At 61.0% G+C, this 23,246-nt stretch carries 22 protein-coding genes; 19 read left to right on the top strand and 3 right to left on the bottom strand.

The features are described 5' to 3' along the window. Positions 1–158 precede the first annotated feature (158 nt). The 4 genes from ACSEXW_RS27140 (at position 159) to ACSEXW_RS27125 (ending at position 3,154) form a co-directional block, all read left to right on the top strand. Entirely contained in the window at positions 159–482 is a 324-nt protein-coding gene (locus tag ACSEXW_RS27140) for a contact-dependent growth inhibition system immunity protein (RefSeq protein WP_438449312.1), read from the top strand. A gap of 229 nt (positions 483–711) precedes the next feature. After that, on the top strand, positions 712–1,041 hold the full coding sequence (locus tag ACSEXW_RS27135; protein ID WP_438449311.1) for a low molecular weight protein tyrosine phosphatase family protein: 330 nt from the start codon (positions 712–714) through the stop codon (positions 1,039–1,041). 214 nt (positions 1,042–1,255) lie between these two features. Further along, the gene (locus tag ACSEXW_RS27130; protein WP_438449310.1) at positions 1,256–1,852 is read left to right on the top strand and encodes a dihydrofolate reductase family protein; all 597 of its coding nucleotides are present in this window, start codon (positions 1,256–1,258) and stop codon (positions 1,850–1,852) included. 108 nt (positions 1,853–1,960) lie between these two features. Beyond that, entirely contained in the window at positions 1,961–3,154 is a 1,194-nt protein-coding gene (locus ACSEXW_RS27125) for a winged helix-turn-helix domain-containing protein (protein WP_438449309.1), read from the top strand. Between the two features lie 91 nt (positions 3,155–3,245). On the opposite strand, the gene ACSEXW_RS27120 is transcribed toward ACSEXW_RS27125, so the two are convergent. Continuing rightward, positions 3,246–3,692 carry a YdeI/OmpD-associated family protein gene (locus tag ACSEXW_RS27120; RefSeq protein ID WP_438449308.1) on the bottom strand — a complete coding sequence of 149 codons (447 nt, stop codon included), beginning with the start codon at positions 3,690–3,692 and terminating at the stop codon, positions 3,246–3,248. Positions 3,693–3,855: 163 nt separating this feature from the next. Here ACSEXW_RS27120 and ACSEXW_RS27115 point away from each other — a divergent pair, with 163 nt between their 5' ends. The 14 genes from ACSEXW_RS27115 (at position 3,856) to cydC (ending at position 21,415) form a co-directional block, all read left to right on the top strand. After that, a complete protein-coding gene (locus ACSEXW_RS27115; RefSeq protein WP_438449307.1) occupies positions 3,856–4,422 on the top strand; it encodes a cysteine hydrolase family protein in 567 nt (188 codons plus the stop codon). Between the two features lie 434 nt (positions 4,423–4,856). Continuing rightward, a complete protein-coding gene (locus ACSEXW_RS27110; RefSeq protein WP_438449306.1) occupies positions 4,857–6,224 on the top strand; it encodes an extracellular solute-binding protein in 1,368 nt (455 codons plus the stop codon). Between the two features lie 91 nt (positions 6,225–6,315). Then, on the top strand, positions 6,316–7,200 hold the full coding sequence (locus ACSEXW_RS27105) for a carbohydrate ABC transporter permease (protein ID WP_438449305.1): 885 nt from the start codon (positions 6,316–6,318) through the stop codon (positions 7,198–7,200). Beyond that, the gene (locus ACSEXW_RS27100; RefSeq protein ID WP_438449304.1) at positions 7,200–8,042 is read left to right on the top strand and encodes a carbohydrate ABC transporter permease; all 843 of its coding nucleotides are present in this window, start codon (positions 7,200–7,202) and stop codon (positions 8,040–8,042) included. Before ACSEXW_RS27105 ends, ACSEXW_RS27100 begins: the two co-directional genes overlap by 1 nt. Positions 8,043–8,112: 70 nt before the next feature. Beyond that, positions 8,113–10,110: a cache domain-containing sensor histidine kinase gene (locus ACSEXW_RS27095; RefSeq protein ID WP_438449303.1), complete on the top strand. Its 1,998-nt coding sequence runs from the start codon at positions 8,113–8,115 to the stop codon at positions 10,108–10,110. Next, a complete protein-coding gene (locus ACSEXW_RS27090; protein WP_438449302.1) occupies positions 10,107–11,768 on the top strand; it encodes a response regulator in 1,662 nt (553 codons plus the stop codon). Before ACSEXW_RS27095 ends, ACSEXW_RS27090 begins: the two co-directional genes overlap by 4 nt. Before the next feature lie 25 nt (positions 11,769–11,793). Then, on the top strand, positions 11,794–13,455 hold the full coding sequence (gene nagZ / locus ACSEXW_RS27085; RefSeq protein WP_438449301.1) for a beta-N-acetylhexosaminidase: 1,662 nt from the start codon (positions 11,794–11,796) through the stop codon (positions 13,453–13,455). 653 nt (positions 13,456–14,108) lie between these two features. Next, on the top strand, positions 14,109–14,330 hold the full coding sequence (locus ACSEXW_RS27080; RefSeq protein ID WP_438449300.1) for a hypothetical protein: 222 nt from the start codon (positions 14,109–14,111) through the stop codon (positions 14,328–14,330). Continuing rightward, complete coding sequence (locus ACSEXW_RS27075; RefSeq protein WP_438449299.1) at positions 14,327–14,608, top strand: hypothetical protein; 282 nt, start codon at positions 14,327–14,329, stop codon at positions 14,606–14,608. Before ACSEXW_RS27080 ends, ACSEXW_RS27075 begins: the two co-directional genes overlap by 4 nt. Further along, a complete protein-coding gene (locus tag ACSEXW_RS27070; RefSeq protein WP_438449298.1) occupies positions 14,589–15,110 on the top strand; it encodes a hypothetical protein in 522 nt (173 codons plus the stop codon). The genes ACSEXW_RS27075 and ACSEXW_RS27070 overlap by 20 nt, the downstream gene beginning before the upstream one ends. 201 nt (positions 15,111–15,311) lie before the next feature. Continuing rightward, positions 15,312–16,694, top strand: coding sequence for a cytochrome ubiquinol oxidase subunit I (locus ACSEXW_RS27065; RefSeq protein ID WP_438449297.1), 1,383 nt, complete (start codon positions 15,312–15,314; stop codon positions 16,692–16,694). A 74-nt stretch (positions 16,695–16,768) separates the two neighbouring features. Then, on the top strand, positions 16,769–17,779 hold the full coding sequence (gene cydB, locus ACSEXW_RS27060; protein ID WP_438449296.1) for a cytochrome d ubiquinol oxidase subunit II: 1,011 nt from the start codon (positions 16,769–16,771) through the stop codon (positions 17,777–17,779). A 1-nt stretch (position 17,780) separates the two neighbouring features. Then, on the top strand, positions 17,781–19,607 hold the full coding sequence (cydD, locus tag ACSEXW_RS27055) for a thiol reductant ABC exporter subunit CydD (protein WP_438449295.1): 1,827 nt from the start codon (positions 17,781–17,783) through the stop codon (positions 19,605–19,607). After that, complete coding sequence (gene cydC, locus ACSEXW_RS27050) at positions 19,604–21,415, top strand: thiol reductant ABC exporter subunit CydC (protein WP_438449294.1); 1,812 nt, start codon at positions 19,604–19,606, stop codon at positions 21,413–21,415. Before cydD ends, cydC begins: the two co-directional genes overlap by 4 nt. 50 nt (positions 21,416–21,465) lie before the next feature. Here the strand turns inward: cydC and ACSEXW_RS27045 are convergent, their stop codons facing one another. Further along, a complete protein-coding gene (locus tag ACSEXW_RS27045; protein ID WP_438449293.1) occupies positions 21,466–21,804 on the bottom strand; it encodes a winged helix-turn-helix transcriptional regulator in 339 nt (112 codons plus the stop codon). A 189-nt stretch (positions 21,805–21,993) separates the two neighbouring features. Between ACSEXW_RS27045 and cysP the strand changes: the two genes are divergently transcribed. Next, entirely contained in the window at positions 21,994–23,079 is a 1,086-nt protein-coding gene (cysP, locus tag ACSEXW_RS27040; RefSeq protein ID WP_438449292.1) for a sulfate permease, read from the top strand. A 73-nt stretch (positions 23,080–23,152) separates the two neighbouring features. On the opposite strand, the gene ACSEXW_RS27035 is transcribed toward cysP, so the two are convergent. After that, positions 23,153–23,239 carry an IS3 family transposase gene (locus tag ACSEXW_RS27035; protein WP_438449290.1) on the bottom strand — a complete coding sequence of 29 codons (87 nt, stop codon included), beginning with the start codon at positions 23,237–23,239 and terminating at the stop codon, positions 23,153–23,155. Between the last annotated feature and the right edge of the window lie 7 nt (positions 23,240–23,246).

The raw sequence follows: 23,246 nt of genomic DNA, 5'->3' as shown, positions 1-23,246 counted from the left end.
TTCCTTGAGTGCAGACTGCACGTCACCCATGGTCTTCAGATTATTCTCCTTTACGAATGCCTTCACCTGTTCTTTACTAAACCGTGCCACCTGTGTCATCCTCTCAAACCGACCTTTCCTTCTAGTTTACTAGATTTGGTTTTGAGAGTTTACACAAAATATTTTACAGACTCGTTATCCGTGCACATGAATTACGAAAGAAACCTCTAGATGAGTTCAGTGATGAAGATTTGAGACTCCTTATACTTCAACAAATTAGTTTAGATTTTTTATTGCCAATAGCCCTGAAGCGTTTAGCGGATAATCCGTTACGATTTGGTGATTTATATGTAGGAGATTTATTGTGTTCGGTACTTCAAGTTGATAAAGAATATTGGAGAAATAATAGAGAAATAAAATATGAAATGGATGAAATAGTGAGAGTTTATGAGGATGCTAGAGACACAGTAGATATTTACATTAACAAATTCAGAAGTGAGTGACACCTTGTAAGTTTATCATCGAAGTCCGGTACTTCACCAACACCGTATTCACGCGGTGGGCCTGATGGCCCTCGGTCTGCAGGTATATTTCGAGGAAGCAGACTCAGTAGACAACCCTGCACTGGCTAAATCCGCCGGACTCGGGGCTCAGCTCCTTAAGCCAGTAAGGGTTCATAAGAAATCGGGGAAACAGATTAACTAAACCATGAAAAGATGAAGGTGACCAAACATTAAATTACTTTTTATATGTAGTCGTAACAAGTGGCGTAGTTTAACAGCACAGGAGATTTTCCACGGCTATAATAACTACGATGTGAGATCAGCAGGGACTGAAGATCAGGCTAGAATTAAAGTGACAGAAGGACATATAGGATGGGCAGACATGATTTTTGTGATGGAGAAGAAGCATCTAAGAAGACTGAAAGATAAATTTCCAAACGCAATAAAATCAAAATCAATCCAAATACTTGATATACCAGATGACTATCAATTTATGGACGAAGAGTTGATCGAAATATTGAAATCAAGAGTGTCAGAGTACATTGACGTGCCAGAATAATTGAATAAAAAGTGTAAAGGGCAATTTAATAGGGCTGTCATCGACCTGGCCAGCAACACGGTCCGAGTCGAAGACCAATAAGAAAGGACGATCTCCTGTGGGGACCGTCCTTTTTTGAATAGATGAAGATGTTGAAGGGAATTCCAGAAATTTGAAGAATCAGTTTGTGATGCTATTAACTCGTTCCTAATCTGGAGGTCGGAGGAGCTCGATCATGAGAAAAATAATCGTGCTTGAACATGTTTCCCTTGATGGTGTCATACAAGCCCCGGGCCGGACAGACGAAGATATCAGCGGCGGTTTTGCCTATGGCGGGTGGATCGCGCCCTATTCCGACGAGAGCCTTGGAACACTTCTGAGTAAGCAGATGAGCAGGCCGTTCGACCTGTTGTTAGGGCGGACAACCTTCGAAATCTGGGAACGTTACTGGCCGCACCAAGCGGACGCATGGCCGGGGGTCAACAAGGCGACCAAGTACGTCGCTTCGAATACCATGGCCTCCAGCGAATGGCACCCCTCTGTATTCCTAAGTGGAGACATTGCGGAGAAAGTCAGCCAATTGAAGCAACAGCAAGGGCCGGATTTGCACGTTTGGGGAAGCGGCAATCTCCTTCAGACGCTTATCAAGCATGATTTGGTCGATGAATTCTGGCTGATGATCTATCCGTTAACGTTAGGCACAGGAAAGCGATTGTTTGCTGACGGTACGATCCCGGCGGCTTATAGGGTGACGCAAAGCGAAGTTACCGCGAAGGGAGTAATAGTCGTGAATTACGAGCGCGCAGACGCTATTACAACGGGAGATCAGTGAGGCTTGAAGTTCCGTTTGCTCTTGTTTTTATGCTCGAGGTAATGGTAATATTTAGGGGAACACATGTTTGCTTTTTGTGTTTCCAATGGATAGGGGGAGTAGGCGCACATGATCCAATTGACCAACCGCCAGGCACGGCAATTTCTCCTATTGAAGCACGGGCTTTTGGGCGAATATCATTTTACCGGTAAGCAGGGAATATTGGATTTCGTGCGGCAGGTCGGCTGTATTCAATTCGATCCCATCGATGTTTGCGGAAAAAACGCCGAACTGGTGCTGCAGTCGCGAATCAAAGGATTCAGCAAGGACATGCTCGCTGAGCTGCTGTACCAAGATCGAATCCTTGTCGATTATCCCGACAAGAATTTGGCTATTATCCATGTCGAGGACTGGCCGTATTTTGAGCGGTACAGGCAGGCCGCCCGGCAGCATGCCAAGCACTATCCCGAAATGGAAGCATTGATGGAGCAAGTGCGAGCTCACATCCAAAATCACGGTGCGGTAAGCTCGGATGATCTACAATTGGACGGGAATTTCGCTTGGCGATCGGCCATCCACTGGAGCGGCGGAAACAATACATCCCGGTCGGTGCTGGAGCAGATGTATTCGACAGGCGAGTTGATTATCCATCACAAAAAAGGAACGCGTAAATATTACGATCTCGCCGAGAAGGTCATAAAGCCCAATCTGCTGAATGCGCCGGAGCCGCTGGAGGGCGAGCTGGAGCATCACAAGTGGCGGGTACTGCGCCGAATCGGCGCGGTTGGCCTTTTGTGGAATCGCGCATCCGATGCTTGGCTGAACATATGGGGATTGAAGGCAGAGCAGCGCAACGAGGTTTTCCGCCAACTGCTGCACGAAGCCCGCATTGTTGCTGTTGCTGTGGAGCAAATAAAGGATATCCTGTATTGCCGCGCGGAGGACTTGCCGCTTATCGAGTCCGTTCTGCAAAATCCAGCGCCGAAATGGCGCTGCGAGCTGATTGCACCGCTAGATAATCTCCTATGGGACCGAAAATTGATCCACGCATTGTTTGGATTCGATTACACCTGGGAGATTTACACGCCTGCAATGAAACGGAAATACGGCTATTATGTGCTGCCTCTGCTATACGGAGAAAGCCTCATCGGACGAGCCGAGGTCATCGCGGAGCGAAAAGCCGGGACGCTCGTAGTTAATAACATCTGGTACGAGAACGGCATAAAGCCAACCAAGCAATTGCGAACCGCCTTGAATAATTGCTTGCATCATTTTGCATCATTCAACGGATGCGAGACGATAACGACAGAGTCTACGAACTGAGATTCTCAAATCCCCGGTAACATATGCCGAGTTGCCAAAGACTGCCGGCCTTCCCGGCCGACAGTCCTTGACTGTGATGGTGCCCCTGCTACTACTTCACGTTCCCCTTGATGATCTCCAGCGCTTTTCCGATGCGCCGCTGCCGGGTCTCGGCGGTTTTGGCCACTTCGATGGCCAGGAGGTGCTGGCGCTTGTGGCTGTACGAGAGCTTGTCGAAGAGGCGCCGGGCTTCGGCGTCTGCATCCAGTGCCGCGGCGAAGTCCTCCGGCACCACGACCTCCCGAGGCTCGGTATCGAGCGCAAGCGTGACCTCCACCTCGTCCCCGGCGGAGAGGCCGGCTCCCGTTCGGTGCTCCGCGCTTAAGGGGAGCATGAACCTCCCGTCCATGGAGCCGACGGTCGTCCGGTAGGTGTAGTCGCCGAGTGTCACTTGGACCGGCGGCTTCTTGCCCGCACCGAGAGCGGTGACGATCTCCTCCGGGATGGGGATGCCGGTGGCGGATTTTTTGCTGAGCTCGACCGTGGAACGAAAGTTCATGAATCTCCCTCCTCATGAATCGGAATGGACTTCCTTGCTCATAACATTCTGCGCGAACCCTCCGCTTCCTCTTCCCCTTGCCCATGAGGTGTAGGGAGCTATAGCCGCTTCCGCCGTTATGGTGCATAATGGGGGAAATGGCAACAGTCGGGGGGGAGTGCGGTTGAGTTCCAGATCGGCGCTTTTGGTGTTGGATATTCAGAAGGACTTTACGGGGGAGCACGCACGGATGCCGGTGGCGCGGCATCAGGTAGCCCCTCTCTTGGAGCGGGTGAACGCGGTTATCGCCCGGGCGGCTGAAGCGGGTGTGCCGGTAATCTGCATCGGCAACGAATTCGAGGGCTATCAATGGATCGCCAACGTGTTCCGGCGCTTCGCGGCCATGAAGGGCCGTCCGGGGGCGGAGCTGGACGAGAGGCTGCACAGGGGGGAACACCCCTATTATGCCAAAAAACGAGGGGATGCCTTGACCAATCCCCTGCTGCTGCAGCATCTCCGGGAGCTGGGGATCCGCCGTCTCATTATCGCCGGACTGTACGCGGAGGGCTGCGTGGCGGCTACCGCCCGGGGAGCGGTCCGGCGGGGCTTCCAAGCCGCTGTTCTGCGGGATGCGGTGGCCGGCGGCTCGGATCGCAGCGTGCAACGGGCGCTTCGGGGACTGGAGCAGGCCGGGATTGGGATCCGGGACTCGGGGGAGCCCCTGGAGGAGCCGGACCGGACCGGCCCATAAGGGAAGCATGGAGAGAACGAAGCGCAGGGGGGCAGTCCCTTGTGGCTTCGTTTTCTTGTTCAGGGGCCTCCGGCAGGTACTAGGCGCGCAAAATAGCTCCGAAAAGAGCCACTTCTCCCCAAATGCCAGGGGTTGGAGGGAAAGTAGCATCAATCGGAGCTATTTTTTACTGGAGCGGGTCCTCCGGCGGGTATGGGGCGCGCAAAATAGCTCCGAAAGGAGCCATTTTTCCCCAAATGCCAGGGAATGGAGGGAAAGTAGCATCAATCGGAGCTATTTTTACTGGAGCGGGGCCCTCCGGCGAACGTGGAGCGCACCATCCGTTATAGAATGTTCCCCCTGTTGTGGCGAAATGACGACCTGCCGGGAGGCCGGGAAGGCCCCCTATAATAAGCCTTGTAAGGAAGATTCATGATCGAGGAGGGGTTATACAGATGAAGAAAACACTCGTGACGGCGATGAGCGCCCTATTGGCCACGGGAGCCCTGGCGGGCTGCGGCAGCGACGGAGAAGGGAGCGGCAGCTCCGCAGCGGCGACGGCCACACCGGCGGGGGCATCTGCGGCACCGACGGCGGCTGCGAAGAAGGAGGAGGCGAAGCCCTTCACCATCTCCCTGCGCCACGTCCAGGTGCGGGATGACGCCAAGCAGCGGCTGAAGATGCTGGAGGATGTGGTCAAGAAGACCGAAGCCGGCGTTCCCGGTCTCAAGATCGAGCTGGAGGGGCTGGAGGACAAGGTCCACCGCTTCGAGAAGCTGCCGGCCGAGATGGCGGCGGGCACTCCGCCCAAGATCTTCGACCTGTTCGGCGGCACGGACACCCAGAAGTTCGTCAAGGCGGGCCGTCTCCTCGATCTGACCCCCATCATCACGGAGCTGGGCATCAAGGACAAATTCTTCAACCTTGACGAGTTCACCGTGGACGGCAAGATTTACGGGCTGCCCATGGCGGGGTTCGTGGAGGGAGTCTTTTATAATAAGAAAATCTTCAAGGACCTGGGCGCCGACGTCCCCAAGACCTGGGATGACCTCCTGGCCGTCTCCGACAAGGCCAAAGCCAAGGGCATCACTCCCTTCGCGCTGGCTTCCGCAGACGCATGGGTCATCAACATGATGACCAACACCATGTGGGTGCGCACCGCCGGCCCCGACTCCGTGCCGGGCTTCGTCAGCGGCAGCAAGAAGTGGACCGACCCCGATGTGCTGGACGCCTTCAAGCGCTATGAGACGCTGGTGAAGAAGGGCTACTTCCAGGAGGGCAACCTGGGGCTGAAATACGCCGAGCAGCAGAACAAATTCCGCAACGGCGAAGCCGCCATGCTGTTCGACGGCAGCTGGTCCAACTCCGCCCTGGTGGATCCGGAGAAATCGAAGATTGCGAACGACGTGGGCTTCTTCAACTTCCCGGCCATGGGAGGCAAGGGAGACGGCCTGATCAACGGCAGCTACTCCAACGGCTACGGCTTCTCCTCCAACCTGAATGACCGGGAGAAAACGGCCGTCAAGGAATTCATCAAGCAGATGTACAACGAAGAGATGCAGAAGCGGCAGCTAAAGGAGTCCGGCTTCCTGCCGGCCATGAAGCTGACGGATCTGTCCGGCGTGAATCCCATTGTGGGAGAGATTCTGCAGGCGGCCAACAACAAGCAGTTCCCCGCCTTCGATTCCATCCTGCAGGCTAAGGCCCGCGAGGCGCTGGAGAACGGCATGCAGGAGCTTCTGGGCGGCAAGACCACGGCGGAGAAGCTGATGGAGAAGCTGCAGAAGGCCCAGGACGACGCCAACAAGGACAACGCGAAGTAAACCGGCCGACGAGCGGAGCGGGTAAGGCGGATGAAGCCTGCCCGTTCCGCGGGCTTAACCGATTTTTTTGTACCCATGGGGGGTGTACGCCGTGAAAAAAGCCTTAAGCAACCCCTGGACCTTCCTCCTCTTCGTCACTCCCGCGTTCCTGCTGTATGCGGTCTTCTTCCTGACCCCGATGCTGGCCTCGCTGAAGTACGGGTTCTCGGATTGGGACGGTGTCAACGAGCCGGTATTCAACGGACTGGACAACTTCAAGATGGCTCTGCAGGACGAGAACGTCTGGCGGGCCTTCCGCAACAACGTGTACTTCATCCTGTTCTCCGTCTTCCTGCAGATTCCGTTCATCGTGTTCCTGGCCATCATCATCTCCAACGTGAAGCGGCTGCAGGGTCTGTACAAGACCGCCGTATTCATCCCGAACGTCCTCTCCACCGCGGTGGTAGGGATTCTCTGGTCCTTCATCTACCATCCGGAGGCGGGGCTCTTGAACCAGCTGCTGGATACGCTGGGCTTCTCCCAGCTGAAGCATACCTGGCTGGCGGAGGACGGCACGGCCATGCTGGCCATCCTCGTCACCAACGCCTGGCAGTACGTGGGCTTCTTCGTGGTGCTGGTGCTGGCGGCTATCCTGGGCATCTCCAAGGACATCCATGAAGCGGCGGAGATGGACGGGGCCACGGGCTGGACCAAGGCCTGGAAAATCACAGTGCCCCTGATCCGTCCGGTGCTGCTGGTCATCGTGCTCCTGTCCATTACGGGAGCCATGAAGGCGCTAGACATCGTCATGGTCATGACCAACGGGGGGCCGGCGGGACTGACGGAGGTGATGGCCACCTACATGATCAAGCAGGGCAACCGGCTGAACGAGTACGGGTACGCCAACTCGATCTCGCTATTGATCGTGGCGTTTACCTTGGTGCTGACGGCGGTGTTCCAGATCATCACGAAGCGGCTGGAAGGGAGTGACGCGTAATGCCCAAGCGTTTGCGGTTCATGCGGGGAGGGGGCATCCTGAAGCACGGGCTCCTCTGGATCTACGGCTTCGTCACCCTCTATCCGCTGCTGTGGGTCCTGAACTCCTCGTTCAAGAGCAACAAGGAGATCATCTCCAATCCCTGGGGTCTCCCCCAAAAATGGAGCTTCCGCAACTACACGGACGCCTGGAAAAGTGCCAAAATTGGGACTTATTTCTTCAACAGCTTCTATGTTAGTATGGTGGCAAGCATCATCACGATCATTCTCGCCTCTGCCGCCGCCTACGCCATCGTCCGGATGAACGTCCGCTACGCGGGCCGGATCGCCTCGGGTCTTCTGATGGCGGCCCTTCTGGTGCCGGGCGGCACCCTCATCCTGCCTCTGTTCATTCTGCTGCGCGACCTGCACCTGTACAACTCCCACTGGGCGCTCATTTTTCCCTATGTCACCTTCGGACTGCCGCTGACCGTGTTTCTCGTCGGCTCCTTCATGCGGGCCATGCCCCGGGAGCTGGAGGAGGCGGGCATTGTGGACGGCCTGGGCGCCTTCGGCTTGTTCTGGCGGGTCGTGCTCCCCCTGATCGTTCCGGCGCTGGTGACCGTCTTCATTCTCAATTATCTCGCCAACTGGAACGAATTCGTCATGGCGTATATGTTCCTCTCCAAGGAAAAGCTGCGGACCCTGCCGACGGGCATGGTCGCCTTCATGAACCAGTTCAACATGAACTACGGCGGACTGGCTGCGGCCATCATGTACAGCGTGCTGCCGGTCATGGCGGTGTACGTGGTGCTCCAGGAGAAGATCATCGACGGGGTGACGGCGGGCAGCGTGAAGGGCTAGACGCCAAGCGGAGCAGCGCGACGGTACGGGAGCGGCGGGGAACGATGGGATGCGGACCGGAGGACTTCTTATGGGCTTGCGCCAAAAAGTATTCGCCGCCTTCATGGCCTTCATCGTCGCTCCCCTGTTCGTACTGGGCGCGATCACGTATCTGGTCAGCCAATATATCATCGAGGACAACTTCAACGAGCAATCGGAATTCACCATCCGGGCCGTCGGCCGGAACCTGGTCTATGTGCTGAAGGAGGCCAACCAGTTCACGGAGACCTCCATGCTCCGGCAGGACGTCCAGTCCGAGCTCCAGAAGCGGGAGCGGGTGGACCTGTTCGATCTGGCGGAATACGGCCGGCTTCTGCAGCGGACGTTCCTCTCCTACCCGCCCGCCTATTCCGTAGCGCTGTACAACCTCTGGGGCCAAGGCACTTCGGAGGGCAAAATCGGCTTCCGCCGCATCAGCTTCGAGGATCTGACGAAGCATCCCGTCTACGGAGAGGTGCGGCGGCTGAACGGCCTGCCCCGCTGGATCGGCCCGCATGAGCTGCCGGAGCTGACGGGGGGGCAGAAGCTTTTTACCCAGATCCGGATCGTGAATGATCTCTACACCCTGGACAATAAGGGGGTTCTGATCGAGCAGTTCCAGCTGAACGAGCTCCATCAGATCTTCAACTTCTTCGGAGCGGGGGAGCGCAAGGACGTCCGGTTCATGCTGGTGGGCCGGGACGGTACCGTTATGGTGGACAACAAGGAGGAGCTGGAGGGCACCAAGCTGGCCGGCGGGGTTGCGGCCCTGTTGGGCGAAGAGCCGGATTACGTGAGCCGGAAGCTCCGCTTCGGCGGGGAGGAGAGCATGGTGTCCGTCCACCGGCTGGATCTGCAGAACCTGGGGGAGATGCAGTGGACGCTGGTGTCCGTGACCCCCTGGAGGTACTTGTCCGGGACCACGCAGGTGCTGCTCGGCTGGGTGGCCGCCATCACGACGCTGTGCCTCCTGTCGGCGCTTCTCTTTAACCTGCTCTTCGTCAACCGGAGCATCCGGGTACTGCTTCACGTGGTCCAGGCCATGAAGCGGGCGGAGCGGGGGGACCTGTCTGTGCGGACCCGGGTCAAGGGCGAGGATGAGACCTCGGTGCTGGCGCGGGGCTTCAACCGGCTGGTGGAGCGCATCGAGGAGCTCCTGCTGGAGGTCAAGCGGGAGCAGGACCGGAAGAACAAGGCGGAGCTGATGCTGATGCAGGCGCAGATCAAGCCGCATTTCCTGTTCAACACGCTGGAATCGATCAATGCGCTGGCGGTTCAAAATCAAGGGACCAAGGTAAGCCGGCTGGTCCGTCAACTGGGCACGATCCTGCGGATCAGCTTCGATCCGAGGGAGGAGATCCCGCTGAAGCTGGAGCTGGACCATCTGCGGAGCTATATGCAGATCCAGCAGTACCGCTTCGAGAATGTGTTCGATTATACGATCGAGCTGCCGCCGGAGCTGGAGAACTGCCTGGTGCCGAAGCTGACCCTGCAGCCCCTGGTGGAGAACAGCATCCAGTACGGCTTCGAAGGAATGGAGCGGCTCGGCATGATCACGATTCGGGCGGAGGAGGAGAACGGGATGCTGGTGCTGTGGGTGGAGGACAACGGCTTGGGCATGGCGCCCCGGGACTACGAGCGAGTGAAGAGGCGGCTGGCGGAGGGTCCCGGCGGTGCGGAGGCTTGGTACCCGTCTGCGGGAGCGGCACAGCCGGAAGGGATGACGGGAGCTGCGGGAGCGGAGGAACAGCTGCTAACGGCAACAGGAGCGATGGCGGCGGGGGGAAGGCCCGCCAGCCCCGTAGGGCGTGCGGAAGCTGAAGCTGCGGGAGCTCGCGAGTCGGAGGCCTACCCGGTGCGGGAGCTGGTCCCGGAGCTGGTCGGACGGGTCCGGAGCGGCGGGGGAAGCGGACTGGGCATCCCTAATGTGGGGGACCGGCTCCGCATTCAATACGGCGGCATCTCCGGTCTGACTGTCTGGAGTCAGCCTGGGCTGGGCGTGCGCATCCGGTGCCTCCTGCCGCTGCGACGGCCGGGGGACCGCTCATGAGCGGGGCGGAGATGAGGCAGCTGCAAGCCCTCCTGGTGGATGACGAGGTGAACCTTCTGCGGAACCTGGAAGGGGTGCTTCCTTGGGAGGAGCTCGGGATCCGAATCGCGGGCACAGCCAAGAACGGCGTCAAGGCGTTAGAGCTGGCGGAGGCGGCGGTCCCGGATCTGGTGCTGTGCGACATCCGCATGCCGGTCATGGACGGCCTTACGTTTCTCCGGGAGCTGCGGGAGCGCGGGCATGAATGCGGCGTCATCATGCTGACTGGCTTCCAGGAGTTCGAGTATGCGCGGAGCGCTTTGAAGTACGGGGCCAAGGATTTCATCCTGAAGCCCATCGATTATGAGGAGCTTCAGGCGGTGGTGGCCCGATTGGCGGCGGAGATCCGCCGGAAGCTGCGGCAGGAGGAGGAGGACTCCGCCATCCGGCGCAGCATGGAGGCGCTGGTGCGGGAGCGGGTCCTGCTGGAGGCGCTGACGGACGGCGCCGGAGCACCGGAGCTGCTGCCGGACGCGGGCGGCACCGGGGAGGAACGGCACATCCTCCTGGTGGCGGATTTGGACGGCTGCGCCGAGCTGTCCCGTGCCTGGAGCGAGGAGGAGCGGCGGCAGCGGAACCAGGCCGTCCGCCAGGTGCTCCGGGAGGCGCTGACCCGGGAGAGCGGCAGCCCGGCGGGCCAGGCGGTGCTGCAGATGAGGGACGGCGAGTGGGTCGTCCTGATCGGCGGCGGGCCGGTAGAGCCTGGGGATGGCGACGGCATGGGTGGGGAGCCGGAGGAGCGGCTACTTGAGCGGGGGCGCCGGCTCCGGCAGGCCGTGCAGGCGGCGTGCGGGCTTACGGTCAGCATCGCGGCTTACCCTGAGGCCGTAACCCTGGCTCGCTTACGCCCCGCTTATCTGGCCGTGCAGCGGCTCCTGTACCTCCCCGAGGCGGCGGGAGATGTGGCGGTGCTGCACCCGCAGGAGGCGGAGGGTGGCGTGGGACCGGATCCGGGCCTGTGGCGGCTGGCGGATGCCATCGTCTCCGGCACCAAGGCCGGCGACCGTCGCCGCACGGAGGAAGCCGTCGATGAGCTGGCCCGGCGGCTGTCCGCATTTCCGGAGAACGGACCCCAGCGAGCCGAGAGGGTGCTGCATTTTCTATTGCTGCATCTCATGCGGGAGCTGCGAGAGACGGGGCTCTTGGAGGAGGAGCAGGAGGCCGGGGCATGGCGCCTGCTGGAACGGGGCGTCGGGGCGCGGACGCTGCTGGATACGGTGCGCCGTCTCACCGGCAGCTGCATGGAGGCGGGGCTGGCCCGCCATTCCGGCGGCGAGCGGCTGATGCTCCGGGCCAAGGAGTACATCCGGAGCCGGCTGGCGGAGGACTTCGGACTGGAGGAGGCGGCCCAGCACCTGGGAATCAGCTGCAGCTACTTCAGCCTCCTTTTCAAACAGCACCTGGGCGAGACCTTCCTCGAACATGTCACCCGGGAACGCATCGGTAAAGCCAAGCGTCTGCTCGCGGAGACGGACAAGAGCGTCACCCAGATCGGCAAGCTGGTGGGTTATCCGGACCGGAGGTATTTCACCAGGGTATTCCATAAGCTGGAGCGCTGCAGCCCGTCGGAATACCGGGAGCAGGCGGGGCGGCACCAAGGTCCGGCAAGCAGCGGATAATATGGACGATAAGGACGGTGGTCCTGTGACGATTCAAGAACGTCTGAGCAAGATGGAGCTGCGCGATAAGATCGGACAGCTGGTGATGGTCGGTTTCGACGGGCCAGTGCCTAAGGAGACGGTGCTCCGGCTGATCCGGGATTACCGGCCGGGAGGGATCGTCTACTTCCGGCGGAATGTGGAGCGGCCCGGGCAGCTGGCCCGGCTCTCCCGGGACCTGCAGCGGGCGGCGGCTTCTGCTGGCAGCGGAGAGCCCCTCCTGATCGCGATTGATCAGGAAGGGGGGATGGTGGCCCGCATCGACCGGGAGGTGGCCTTGATGCCCGGGGCCATGGCGCTGGGAGCCGCCGGGAAGCCCCGGTGGGTCCGGGAGGCCGCCGCCGTCACGGGCCGTGAGCTCCGGGCCATGGGCATCAACATGAATTTCGCCCCGTGCCTCGACGTCAACAACAACCCGGCCAATCCGGTCATCGGCGTCCGATCGTACGGTGAGAGCCCGTCGCGGGTGGCGGAGCTCGGCGTGGAGGCCATCGCGGGCTACCGGGAGGGAGGTGTGGCGGCGGTGGCGAAGCATTTTCCCGGGCACGGGGATGTGGACACGGATTCCCACCTGGACCTGCCGCTGGTGCCCCATGGGCTGGATCGCCTGGAGCAGGTGGAGCTGGTGCCGTTCCGGGCGGCCATCGCCGCAGGAGTGGACGCCATCATGACGGCGCACGTGCGGTTTCCGGCAGTGGAGCCCGGCGGTCTGCCGGCCACGCTGTCCCGCCGGGTGCTAACCGGCCTCATCCGGGAGACGCTCGGCTATGATGGGCTGGTCATCACCGATTGCCTGGAGATGAAGGCCATCGCGGATCACTTCGGCGTCGAGGAAGGAGCTGTCCTGGCGGTGGCGGCCGGCGCCGATATGGTGCTGGTCAGCCATACGGCAGAACGGCAGGCCGGCGCCTTCGAGGCGCTCCTCCGTGCGGCGGAGTCCGGACGGCTGCCGATGGAGCGCGTGGATGAGGCGGTGCGGCGGGTGCTGCGCTTGAAGGAGCGCCTCGGGGCCGCAGACCTGCCGGAGGAGCCGGAGGTGCTGGCGCTGGAGCGCCAGGGTCTGCCGGAGCTGAAGGAGACGGCCGCGTTAGCGGAGAGGATTGCCGAGGGCTGCATCACCCTGGTGAAGGCGGAGCTCGGGGTGTTGCCGCTGCGTTCGGAGGAGCCGGTGCTGGTCGTCTGGCCCGAGGTCCGCGTCGGCACGGAGGTGGATGAGGTCATCCCGCAGACAGAGACCTTGGGCTATTGGCTGGGCACCTCCATGAGCCAGGTGCGGGAGGTCCGCATCGGGATTCGTCCTGGCGAGGACGAGATCCGGCAGGTGCTGGAGGCGGCGGAGGGCTTCGCCCATGTGGTGGCCGTCACCTATGACGCCGCTTTTTCGGAGGGGCAGGTGCGGCTCGTGAAGGAGCTGGCATCCCGGAGCGAGAAGACGGGAGGGGTCGGGCTTCGGCTCACCGTCGCCTCGGCCCGGAGTCCGTACGACCTGGCGGCTTTCCCGGAGGTCGGCACCTACCTGGCCTGCTACGAGAATCGCCCGGCCATGATGCGCGCCCTGGCGATGGTGCTGACCGGAGGGCTGGTCCCGACGGGCATCCTGCCGGTAGACATCGGCGGCGGGCCGGGAACGGTGCGGCAGAGCGGTTGATACCGCACGGATAGATAGGCAGGGCCGGACTCCGGAATGGGGTCCGGCTCTTTTTGGGTGAGTCCGAACGGTGGACTCATGGAGCGGGTGGGATCCCTTCATGGGGGATGTATGCTTCCATGGCCTTATCACAATCAAAGGCAAAAATGCCTCTGGTTGCACGAAGAGGAACCAAAGTCCGAGATCAAGGGCAAATATGCCGTTTGTGGCGCAATAGAGCGGAAAAATGGGGCTCTCGATTCGAACCAAAGGCAGATTTGCCGTTCATCAGGTCCGATGAAGGAAGATGATAAAACGAAGGGCAAATGTGCCGCTGGATGGACACGTGTCGGCTGGCCGGAGGAATCCTAGCATGGGCAGCCCATTTGGGGCACCTTCAGGCGCTGGATCACCAGGTGGCGCGAAGGCCACAGGTGGCCTTTAATCGTCGGCGGTGGGCCGCCAACGAGAATAAAGGCCGTGGGCGGCCTTCAGCCCGCTCGATCGCCCAGTGGCCGGGGGCTGGGGTGGCCTTCAGCCCGCCCGATCGGCCAGCGCTCTGACACCCGCCACGAGCCTTAAGCACGGTCGGCTCGCAGCGCAGCAGGATGCATATGGTCGGGCTGGATGGTACACCCTAACCGGTAACCTGCAAAAAGACGGGAGGAATCCCCATGGTGGTCTGGACGGCGGTGCTTCTCCTGGCGGCCCTTGCTCTCTTGGGAGGGCTCCGGCTCATCCGGCCGGTGCTGTCCGGCTATGTGCGTACGGCAGCGGCCCTGATCATCGGCGGCTTGTCCCATCTGATGGAGTCGGCGGTCTCCTTGAATGCGGAGCTGGTGAAGCTGGCGCCGGGCCAATCCGCCTTTTGGCTCTGGAGCTGGAGCGGATCGTGATCATTCCGCTTCTGTTCGTATGGCTGTTGGAGCTGTGGGAGCGCAAACGCTTCGGCCCAATCAAAAAGGCAGCCACCGCCTATTGGTGGTGTATGATCCTGACCGGCATGGAGGAGGCGAATCAATGGGCGGGCTTGACCCAATGCGACGGCTGGGGAATGGGGCACTCGCTGATGGAGTACCTCATCCTGCTCGTCTTGAGCCTTCCGGCGGTCAAGGGCTTCCGGAGCTTGGCGGACCAAGAGGGGGCGGGAGCCGATGTACATCTACGGCATTGAGGACTTTGACATCAATGAGCTATTTGTCCTCCTGGCCGGGCTCTTGGTTGTGACGATTTCGGCCTTTTTGCCGGAACGCTTCACGAGGTCCCAGACGGTTTTCCTTCTGCTGTTTAGCTTCTGGCTGGCCGTCGTGGTCGACCAAACGCTGGCGGTTCCGCCTTACGACCTGTACGACATCATGGATTCCAGCCGGATGGACGTCATGGACCCGTTCCTCTATGCCGTCGTCTACCCGGCCAGCGGCTATCTGTACTTTTATGCGGCGTCAACCATTGGCTTCCACCGGCCCTTCCGGCTGGGGCTGCTGGTACTCGGATGGTCGGCACTGACGCTGGGGCTGGAATGGGGGTCCATGTATCTGGGTGTGTTTACCTACCAGATGTGGAACCTGGGGTACTCGGCCTTGTCCCACATCTTCATTCACCTCTTGAAGCTGCGGGTACTCCGTTATGTGGCGTCCCAGCCCCGCAAGGCTGCTCTCCAAGCCGAAAAAGGCTAGGAGGCAGCCTTTTTGTATTCCAATAAACCGCGATCCGCGACCGACATAGTAGCGGCTGCTGTAACGGTTGTTACCGCTTTCGCCCGAAATTGTGTCCAAATCATGAAACATGTCTTGCGAAAGGTTGTCTTGTGAAATTTGTCACTAAATTAGAGACATGAGTTTTTTATAATCACTTTAGATAGAAGGGAGATGAAGAAGTTGGATCAATTGGAACTGGCTAGGCTGCAGTTCGGCATCACCACGGTGTACCACTTCTTGTTCGTGCCTCTGACGATCGGTCTGGTGTACCTGATCGCGGTCATGCACACGGTGTACGTCATCAAGAATGACGAGTCTTACAAACGCATGGCACAGTTTTGGGGGAAGCTGTTCTTACTGAACTTCGCGGTGGGGGTCGTCACCGGCATCATGCAGGAATTCCAGTTCGGCATGAACTGGTCGGAGTACTCCCGCTACGTAGGGGCGGTATTCGGAGGACCGCTGGCGGTGGAAGCGCTGGTGTCGTTCTTCCTGGAATCCACCTTCATGGGCGTGTGGATCTTCGGCTGGGACCGGCTGCCCAAGAAGGTGCACCTGGCCTCCATCTGGATGGTGGCGGTAGGCACCACGCTCTCGGCACTCTGGATTCTGACCGCCAACTCCTTCATGCAGGAGCCGGTGGGGATGGAGATCGTGAACGGCCGGGCCGAGATGACCGACTTCTTCGCACTCCTCGGCAGCAAGCAGCTGTGGGTGGAATTCCCCCACGTCATCTTCGGCGCACTGGCCACGGGAGCCCTCTTCATGACGGGCGTCAGCGCGTATAAGCTGCTTCGGAAGGAAGAGACGGGGATGTTCCGGCCCTCTTTTAACATCGGGATTGTGGTGGCGCTCGTGTCCAGCATCCTGGTGGCGCTGGTCGGCCACAGCCAGGCGCAGCACCTGATGACCTCCCAGCCCATGAAGATGGCGGCCTCGGAGGCCTTGTGGGATAACTCCGGAGATTCCGCGCCCTGGACCGTCTGGGCCTGGATCGATACGAACAACAAGTCCAACTCGGGCGAGTTCCAGATTCCGAACGCGCTCAGCATTCTGGCTTACAATAAGCTCCACGGCAGTGTGAAGGGCATGAACGAGCTCCAAAAAGAATACGAGGCCAAGTACGGCCCCGGCAACTACATCCCGCCCGTGAAGACCACCTTCTGGAGCTTCCGGATCATGGTGGGGGCGGGCAGCCTGATGATTCTTCTGGCGCTGTACGGCACCATCCGCATGATGCGCAACAAGCTGGAGGAGAGCCGGCTCTTCCTGAAGATGATGGTATGGGCCATCGCGCTGCCTTTTATCGCCAATACGACGGGCTGGATCATGACGGAGGCCGGTCGGCAGCCGTGGGTCGTCTTCGGCTACCAGACGGTGGATAAAGGTGTGTCGCCGAACGTGTCGGCCGCTATGGTCTGGACCTCCTTGATCGGATTTACGCTGATCTACGGCATCCTGGCAGCGGTGCTGGTGTATCTGTACGTGCACTTCATCCGCAAGGGGACGGATGCGGCCGTTTCCACCCACCGTGCCGACCATGCGCACCATCTGTCGCTGTAAGCAAGGGCTCTCGGAGCAGGGTCTGATGTTACAAGGAACGAACAGTATCCTATAAAGCGAGGCGAGCATCCTACATGTATGAAACCTTATGGTTTGTCCTGATTACCGTCCTCTTCGTCGGGTTCTTCTTCCTGGAAGGCTTCGACTTCGGCGTCGGCATGCTGGTGCCCATTCTGGGCAAGAGCGACACCGAGCGGCGGGTCATCATCAATACGATCGGTCCCTTCTGGGACGGCAACGAGGTCTGGCTCATCACGGCGGGCGGCGCTATGTTCGCAGCCTTCCCCAACTGGTACGCCACCTTGTTCAGCGGCTTCTACATGGCCCTCTTCCTCATGCTGCTGGCCTTGATCGGCCGGGGCGTAGCCTTCGAATTCCGCAGCAAGCTGGAGAATCCCCGCTGGCGGAAGACCTGGGACTGGGTCATCTTCTTCGGCAGCCTGCTCCCCCCGCTTCTGTGGGGCGTGGCGTTGGCCAATCTGATGCGCGGCGTGCCCATCGACGGCAAGATGCAGTATGTCGGCACCTTCTGGGATCTGATCAGCGTCTATTCCGTCGTGGCGGGCGTGAGCGTGGTGCTCCTGTTCCTGCTGCACGGCGCGCTGTTCCTGGCACTGAAGACCGAGCACCCCATCCGGCAAAAAGCCCACGATTTCGCCGTGCGAATCGGAGCGATCGCCACCTTGTCGGTATTCATCTTCATTATTCTGAGCTACGTGGAAACCGACATGTTCACCCAGGAGGGCATCAACCCCGGGACCGTGCCGGTGCTGGCGGGCATCGCCCTGGTGTCCGTGCGCTATCTGCTGAAGGCGAAGCGGGAGGGCTGGGCCTTCGTCATGACGGGCGTCACCATCACCTTGTCCACCATCTCGGTCTTCACCTGTCTGTACCCCCGGGTAATGATCAGCTCGCTGAACCCGGACTGGACCTTGACCATCCATAACGCCTCATCCAACGAATATACGCTGAAGGTCATGACGGTGGTGGCGCTGTGCACCGTTCCGCTGGTGCTCGCTTACCAGGCATGGACCTACTGGTCGTTCCGGAAGCGGGTCAGCGTGAAGGACCACCTGGACTACTGAGATGATGAAGAAGCTCCTTCAAACCGTTCCCGCCGCCCGGATGTTACTTGTAGCGAGCGTAGGCCTCGGGCTGGCGGGCGGGGTGCTGATTTTGCTTGAAGCGTTCTATGTAGCGAGAATCACCGACCGCGTCTTTCTCGGCGGTGAGGAGCTGGGCCGGCTGATGCCGGCCCTTCTGATTCTGGCGAGCTGGATCGTACTGCGGGTGCTGGTGCAGATCGCCGGCGACGCCCTGTCCATGAAGCTGGCTGCCCGGGTGAAGCAGGAGCTGCGGATCCGGCTGGTGCGGAAGCTGGCGGAGCTGGGGCCTCAAGCGGTAAAGCGCGAGAGGAGCGGCGAGCTTCTGGCCGTGCTGTACGAGGGCGTGGAGCAGCTGGAAACCTATCTGGCCAAGTACCTGCCCCAAGCGGCGTTGTCTGCGCTGGTGCCGGCCGCCGTCCTGTGCGCGACGGTCCGGCTGGATCTGACGTCCACGCTGATACTGGGCTTCACCATGCCGCTCCTGATCTTCTTCATGATCCTGATCGGTGTGACGACCAAGGCCAAGACCGAGCGGCAGTTCAAGGCGCTGGGGCTCTTGGGCGGCCACTTCCATGATGTGGTAAGGGGCTTGGCGACTCTGCAAATCTTCGGTCGGAGCAAGGCGCAGCTCGACATCATCCGCCGGATCGGGGAGGAGCACCGGAAGACCACCATGGGCACCCTGCGGCTGGCCTTCCTGTCCGGCTTCGTTATGGAGCTGTTCGCCACCCTGTGCACCGCCATCGTGGCGGTGTTCCTGGGGCTCCGGCTGGTGGACGGAGGCATTGATTTTTACCGGGCGTATGCGGTGCTGCTGCTGACACCCGAGTTCTACCTGCCGGTCCGCGCGCTGGGCACCCAGTATCATACAGGGATGAACGGCCGCATTGCGGCGGAACGGATCTTGGGGATCCTGGAGCAGGAGCCGCCGGGCTGGGTGGAGCGGGAAGGCGCCGTGAAGCCCGAAGCCTCGGAGCTTCGGGAAGGCATCCGCATCGACCTGGACCGGGTCCGGTACCGGTACCCGGAGGCGGAAGATGACGCGCTGGCGGAGCTGACCCTCGCCCTCGAGCCGGGACAGCGGGTGGCGGTCATCGGGCACACGGGCGCGGGGAAGAGCACGGTGCTGGAGCTGCTCCAGGGCTTCCTCCGCCCGGCGGAGGGAGAGATCCGGGTCAACGGCGTCTCGATGTCGGAGCTGTCCATGGACTGGTGGCGTTCGCAGCTGTCGGTGGTGGCCCAGGAGACGCGGCTGTTCCAGGGGACCCTCCTGGATAACCTGCGTCTCGGCCGGCCGGAGGCGACGCTGGAGGAAGCCATGGAAGCGGCGCGGCTGGCGCAGGCGGACGGCTTCATCCGGCAGCTGCCGGAGGGCTATCAGACCCGCATCGGCGAGCAGGTCCGCCTCTCCGGCGGGCAGATGCAGCGCATCGCCATCGCCCGGGCGCTGCTCCGGAATGCGCCGGTGCTGCTCCTGGACGAACCGACCTCCGGCCTGGACTTGGAGAATGAGGCGATGGTTCAGGCGGCATTGGCGGAGCTGACCCGGGGACGGACCGTCGTGACGGCCGCCCACCGGCTGGATACGATCCGGGACGCCGACTGGCTCATCGTGCTGGAGCAGGGCCGGGTGGCCGAAGCCGGGCGTCCGGCTGAGCTGGCGGCGTCCGGTGGACGGTATGCCGCCATGCTTAGGGCGGCAGGGACAGCGCACGGTGGCGCGAAGAGCAGGACGGCGGCTGAAGCGGAGTCGGTACCCGTTGAACGGGCATCCTCCCATCCGCACAAGGAGGTGGCGGCAGGATGAGCACTTGGGTTAGAGCGATGCGGTTTGTCTCGCAGTACAAGTGGCGGACCCTTCTGGCCGTCCTGCTGGGCTTCTTGACCGTGGGAGCCAACATCGGCCTCATGGGCACCTCCGGATATCTGATCGCCCGGGCGGCTCTGCGGCCGGAGACGGTGCTGCTTCTATGGATTCCCATCGTCAGCGTCCGGTTCTTCGGCTTGTCGCGGGGCGTCTTCCGGTATCTGGAGCGGCTGGTCTCCCATGACGTGACCTTCCGGATTCTGGCCTCCATCCGGACCTGGCTCTATGCCCGGATCGAGCCCCGCGGCGCCGAGCTCCTGGAGAACCGGCGGAGCGGGGATGTGCTGAGCTCCGTGCTGAGCGACGTGAACGAGCTGCAGAACCTGTACCTGCGGGTGCTGTCGCCGACGGCCGTCGCGCTTCTGTCCTCGGCGCTCGGCGTCGGCCTGGTCTCCGTGTTCCACCCGCGGTTCGGCTGGATTCTGGCGGCGCTTCTGCTGTTCGCAGGGCTGGCCGTCCCGGGGACAGCCTACGCATACAGCCGCCGGCGCAGCCGGGAGACGGTGGAGCAGCGGGCGCAGCTGTATGCCGACGCCTCGGACCTGATCATGGGGCTGCCGGAGCTCCTCGTGTACGGCCGCGCGGAGGAGGCCGCCGCCCGGGTGGAGCGCTCCCAGGCGGGACTCACCCGCCTGCAGGACGCCCACAACCGGGTGTCGGCCGCAACCGGCGGCCTGATGCTGGGAGCGGCCCATGCAGCCCTGTGGCTGTTCCTCCTGGCGGGCATCCCGCTGGTGGCCGCCGGGCAGGTGGACGGTGTTCTCCTGCCGGCCCTGACCATGATCGCGCTGGCCAGCTTCGAGGCCGTCACGCCACTGCCCCAGACGTTCCAAACCTTCGGTGGAACGATGGCTGCCGCGCGGCGGCTGTTCCGGCTGGCCGATGAGGCCGGCGAAGCCCCGCAGGCACCGGCCGGCACGGCGGAAGCCGTGTCTGCGACCGGAGCTTCCGCTGCCGTGTCCGCCGCCGGCACGGCGCCCGCGCTGCCGGCAGCAGGCCCGGAGCTGCGCATCGAGGGCCTGGAGCTGCGCTACGCTCCCGGGGAACCAGCCGCGCTGAGCGGCTTCTCCCTGGCGCTTGCGCCGGGCAAGCGAGTGGCCGTCGTCGGGGAGAGCGGCGCCGGCAAGAGCACCCTCCTCCAGGCGGTGCTGAAGCTGCGGCCGTACCAGGACGGCGTCATTACGCTGGGAGGCCGCGACATCCGCGGGCTGGAGGATGACGAGGTCCGCCGCCTGATGGCGGTGGTGCCGCAGAAGGTGCAGCTGTTCAATGCCACCGTAGCGGAGAATCTGCGGCTGGCCAAGCCGGAGGCGCCGATGGAGGAGCTGGAGCAGGCGGTACGGAACGCCATGCTGGAGGAAACCGTCCTCCGGCTGCCCCAGGGCTACGATACCTGGATCGGCGAATGGGGCGCCAAGCTGTCCGGAGGCGAGCGCCAGCGTCTGGCTCTGGCCCGGGCGCTGCTGCGGGATGCGCCGATCCTGCTCCTTGATGAGCCTCTGAACGGCTTGGACGCCGTAACCGAGCAGCAGGTGATCGAAAGACTGGAGCGGATCGCCGCCGGGAAGGCCGTGCTGTGGATTACCCACAAGCTGGCCGGGTTGGACCGGATGGATGAGATCGTGGTGCTCCGTCAGGGGCGGGTCAGCGAAAGGGGCACTCACTTAGAGCTGCTGGAGCGGCGCGGCGACTACTGGCGGCTGTACTGCCGCCAATACGGCAACGCCCCGCCGGAGCAGGCCGGATAAAAAAAAGCACCTCCACCGGACTTCTTCCATCCGCGGGAGGTGCTTATTCCTTATTCAGGTCCGGCTTCCGACGGAAGCGGAATCCAATCCGTCGCCCATTGGCCGATGACATCGAAGAGCGGGGCCATGGCCTGGCCTTTGTCGGTCAGAGAATACTCAATGCGTACGGGAATCTCCGGATATACGTCCCGGCGGATAATCCCTTCGGCCTCCAGCTCCCGCAGGCGCTCGGAGAGCATTTTGCCGCTTAGGTTGGGGAGGGAGTGCTCGATGCCGGCGAACCGCTGCGGGCCGTTCAAGAGCTGGAATACGATCAGAGCGGTCCAGCGTTTGGAGAGAAGCTCGACGGCCTTTTCGAACCGGGGGCATAGCGGGTGCTTGTGCTCCATGCGTATCACCTCATCTTAAAGCCATTATACACATTATGATTACCAAAAGTAAGCGGCTAAAAGCAGTTTCCGACAAAAAACGCTCCATACATCCGTCATTGACGGCAAGCGGGCGTCTGGGCTACAATTCAGTCAACCAAGCAAGCACAGTTGCTTAATTGGATTTAGATCGGGAAGAGGTAGAAACCTATGTCTTGGTTATGGATAGCCGCAGTGGCGATCGCCTTGTTCTTTGCCATGAATATCGGTGCCAGCGGGGCGGCCGCCTCCATGGGCGTGGCATACGGAAGCGGTGCCATCAAGAGCAAGCGTACGGCGCTTCTTCTCGTAGCCGTCGGCGTATTCCTGGGGGCTTACCTGGGCGGCGGGGAAGTGGTCAAGACCCTGGGGTCGGGGATCATCCCCAAGGAGCTCTTGAATGTGAAGCTGGTCATCATCATTCTGTCCTCCGCTACCTTCACCCTGTTCTTCGCGAACCTGCTGGGCATTCCGTTGTCCACCAGCGAAGTGACGGTCGGTGCGGTGGTCGGGGTCGGTGTGGCATATGAGAAGGTGTTGGCGGGGAAGCTGCTGACCATCGTTTCGTTCTGGATCATCATTCCGCTGGTTGCCTTTGGGCTCGCTTGGGGCATGGGCTATGGAATTCGAGCCTTGGAGCGGCGGGATTCGCGGTGGAAGGGCGAAGGCGCCTGGAAAAAATGGCTCATGCTCCTGGTCGCTGCAGCCGGCTTCGTGGAAGCCTTCTCCGCAGGCATGAACAATGTGGCGAATGCGGTCGGTCCCCTGGTGGGCGCCGGAATGATGTCCGCAGGATACGGCGTATTCTGGGGCGGCCTCTTCGTCTCGGCGGGCGCCATCCTGATGGGCGGACGGGTGCTGGAGACCAACGGCAAGAAGATCATCAACATGTCGCTCCTGCAGGGGACGTGCATCTCCAGCACGGGCGGGGCGCTTGTCATCATCTCCTCCTTGTTCGGGATTCCGGTGCCGCTGACGCAGATCACCACCACGGCCATTCTGGCCATAGGCACCGTAGATCATGGCTTCAAGCTGTGGCAGAAGGGCGTGGTTGCCAAGATTCTGAAGGTGTGGCTGGTGTCGCCCCTCGTCTCGCTGGTGGTGTCCTTCACCCTGGTGAAGCTGACGATGAAGCCGGAGCCGTACCTGATCGTGGTGATGGCCGCGGTGCTGATCTCCATTCTCGGCCTTCGCAGCCTCTACGACACCATCCTCGAGGAAAAACGGACCTTCAACGAAGAGGGCGCCGGTATATAAGAACGACGAAAAGGGCCCCGGCATTATGAACTGTGACCCGGTTTGTGGACAATTAATAACAAAGGCCTTGAACTTAGCAGGCTAGTAGATGACCTCTGAATTCGTCAGGGGTCATCTTTTTTAATGTCCACTGATATCGTTCGGAATTGTAATAACTAATGTACGCC

It is taken from the genome of Oryzibacillus soli (genome assembly GCF_051594765.1).
Taxonomy (GTDB): domain Bacteria; phylum Bacillota; class Bacilli; order Paenibacillales; family NBRC-103111; genus Paenibacillus_AR.
This window is presented reverse-complemented; position numbering and strand designations above follow the sequence as displayed.

Bases quoted from the DNA above. Each gene is read 5' to 3' on its own strand.
- cydB (WP_438449296.1), top strand. From the start codon at position 16,769: ATGTATGAAACCTTATGGTTTGTCCTGATTACCGTCCTCTTCGTCGGG.
- ACSEXW_RS27130 (WP_438449310.1), top strand. From the start codon at position 1,256: ATGAGAAAAATAATCGTGCTTGAACATGTTTCCCTTGATGGTGTCATA.
- ACSEXW_RS27090 (WP_438449302.1), top strand. From the start codon at position 10,107: ATGAGCGGGGCGGAGATGAGGCAGCTGCAAGCCCTCCTGGTGGATGAC.
- ACSEXW_RS27110 (WP_438449306.1), top strand. From the start codon at position 4,857: ATGAAGAAAACACTCGTGACGGCGATGAGCGCCCTATTGGCCACGGGA.
- ACSEXW_RS27080 (WP_438449300.1), top strand. From the start codon at position 14,109: ATGGTGGTCTGGACGGCGGTGCTTCTCCTGGCGGCCCTTGCTCTCTTG.
- ACSEXW_RS27095 (WP_438449303.1), top strand. From the start codon at position 8,113: ATGGGCTTGCGCCAAAAAGTATTCGCCGCCTTCATGGCCTTCATCGTC.
- cysP (WP_438449292.1), top strand. From the start codon at position 21,994: ATGTCTTGGTTATGGATAGCCGCAGTGGCGATCGCCTTGTTCTTTGCC.
- cydC (WP_438449294.1), top strand. From the start codon at position 19,604: ATGAGCACTTGGGTTAGAGCGATGCGGTTTGTCTCGCAGTACAAGTGG.
- ACSEXW_RS27045 (WP_438449293.1), bottom strand. From the start codon at position 21,804: ATGGAGCACAAGCACCCGCTATGCCCCCGGTTCGAAAAGGCCGTCGAG.
- cydD (WP_438449295.1), top strand. From the start codon at position 17,781: ATGATGAAGAAGCTCCTTCAAACCGTTCCCGCCGCCCGGATGTTACTT.
- ACSEXW_RS27125 (WP_438449309.1), top strand. From the start codon at position 1,961: ATGATCCAATTGACCAACCGCCAGGCACGGCAATTTCTCCTATTGAAG.
- ACSEXW_RS27070 (WP_438449298.1), top strand. From the start codon at position 14,589: ATGTACATCTACGGCATTGAGGACTTTGACATCAATGAGCTATTTGTC.
- ACSEXW_RS27120 (WP_438449308.1), bottom strand. From the start codon at position 3,692: ATGAACTTTCGTTCCACGGTCGAGCTCAGCAAAAAATCCGCCACCGGC.
- ACSEXW_RS27100 (WP_438449304.1), top strand. From the start codon at position 7,200: ATGCCCAAGCGTTTGCGGTTCATGCGGGGAGGGGGCATCCTGAAGCAC.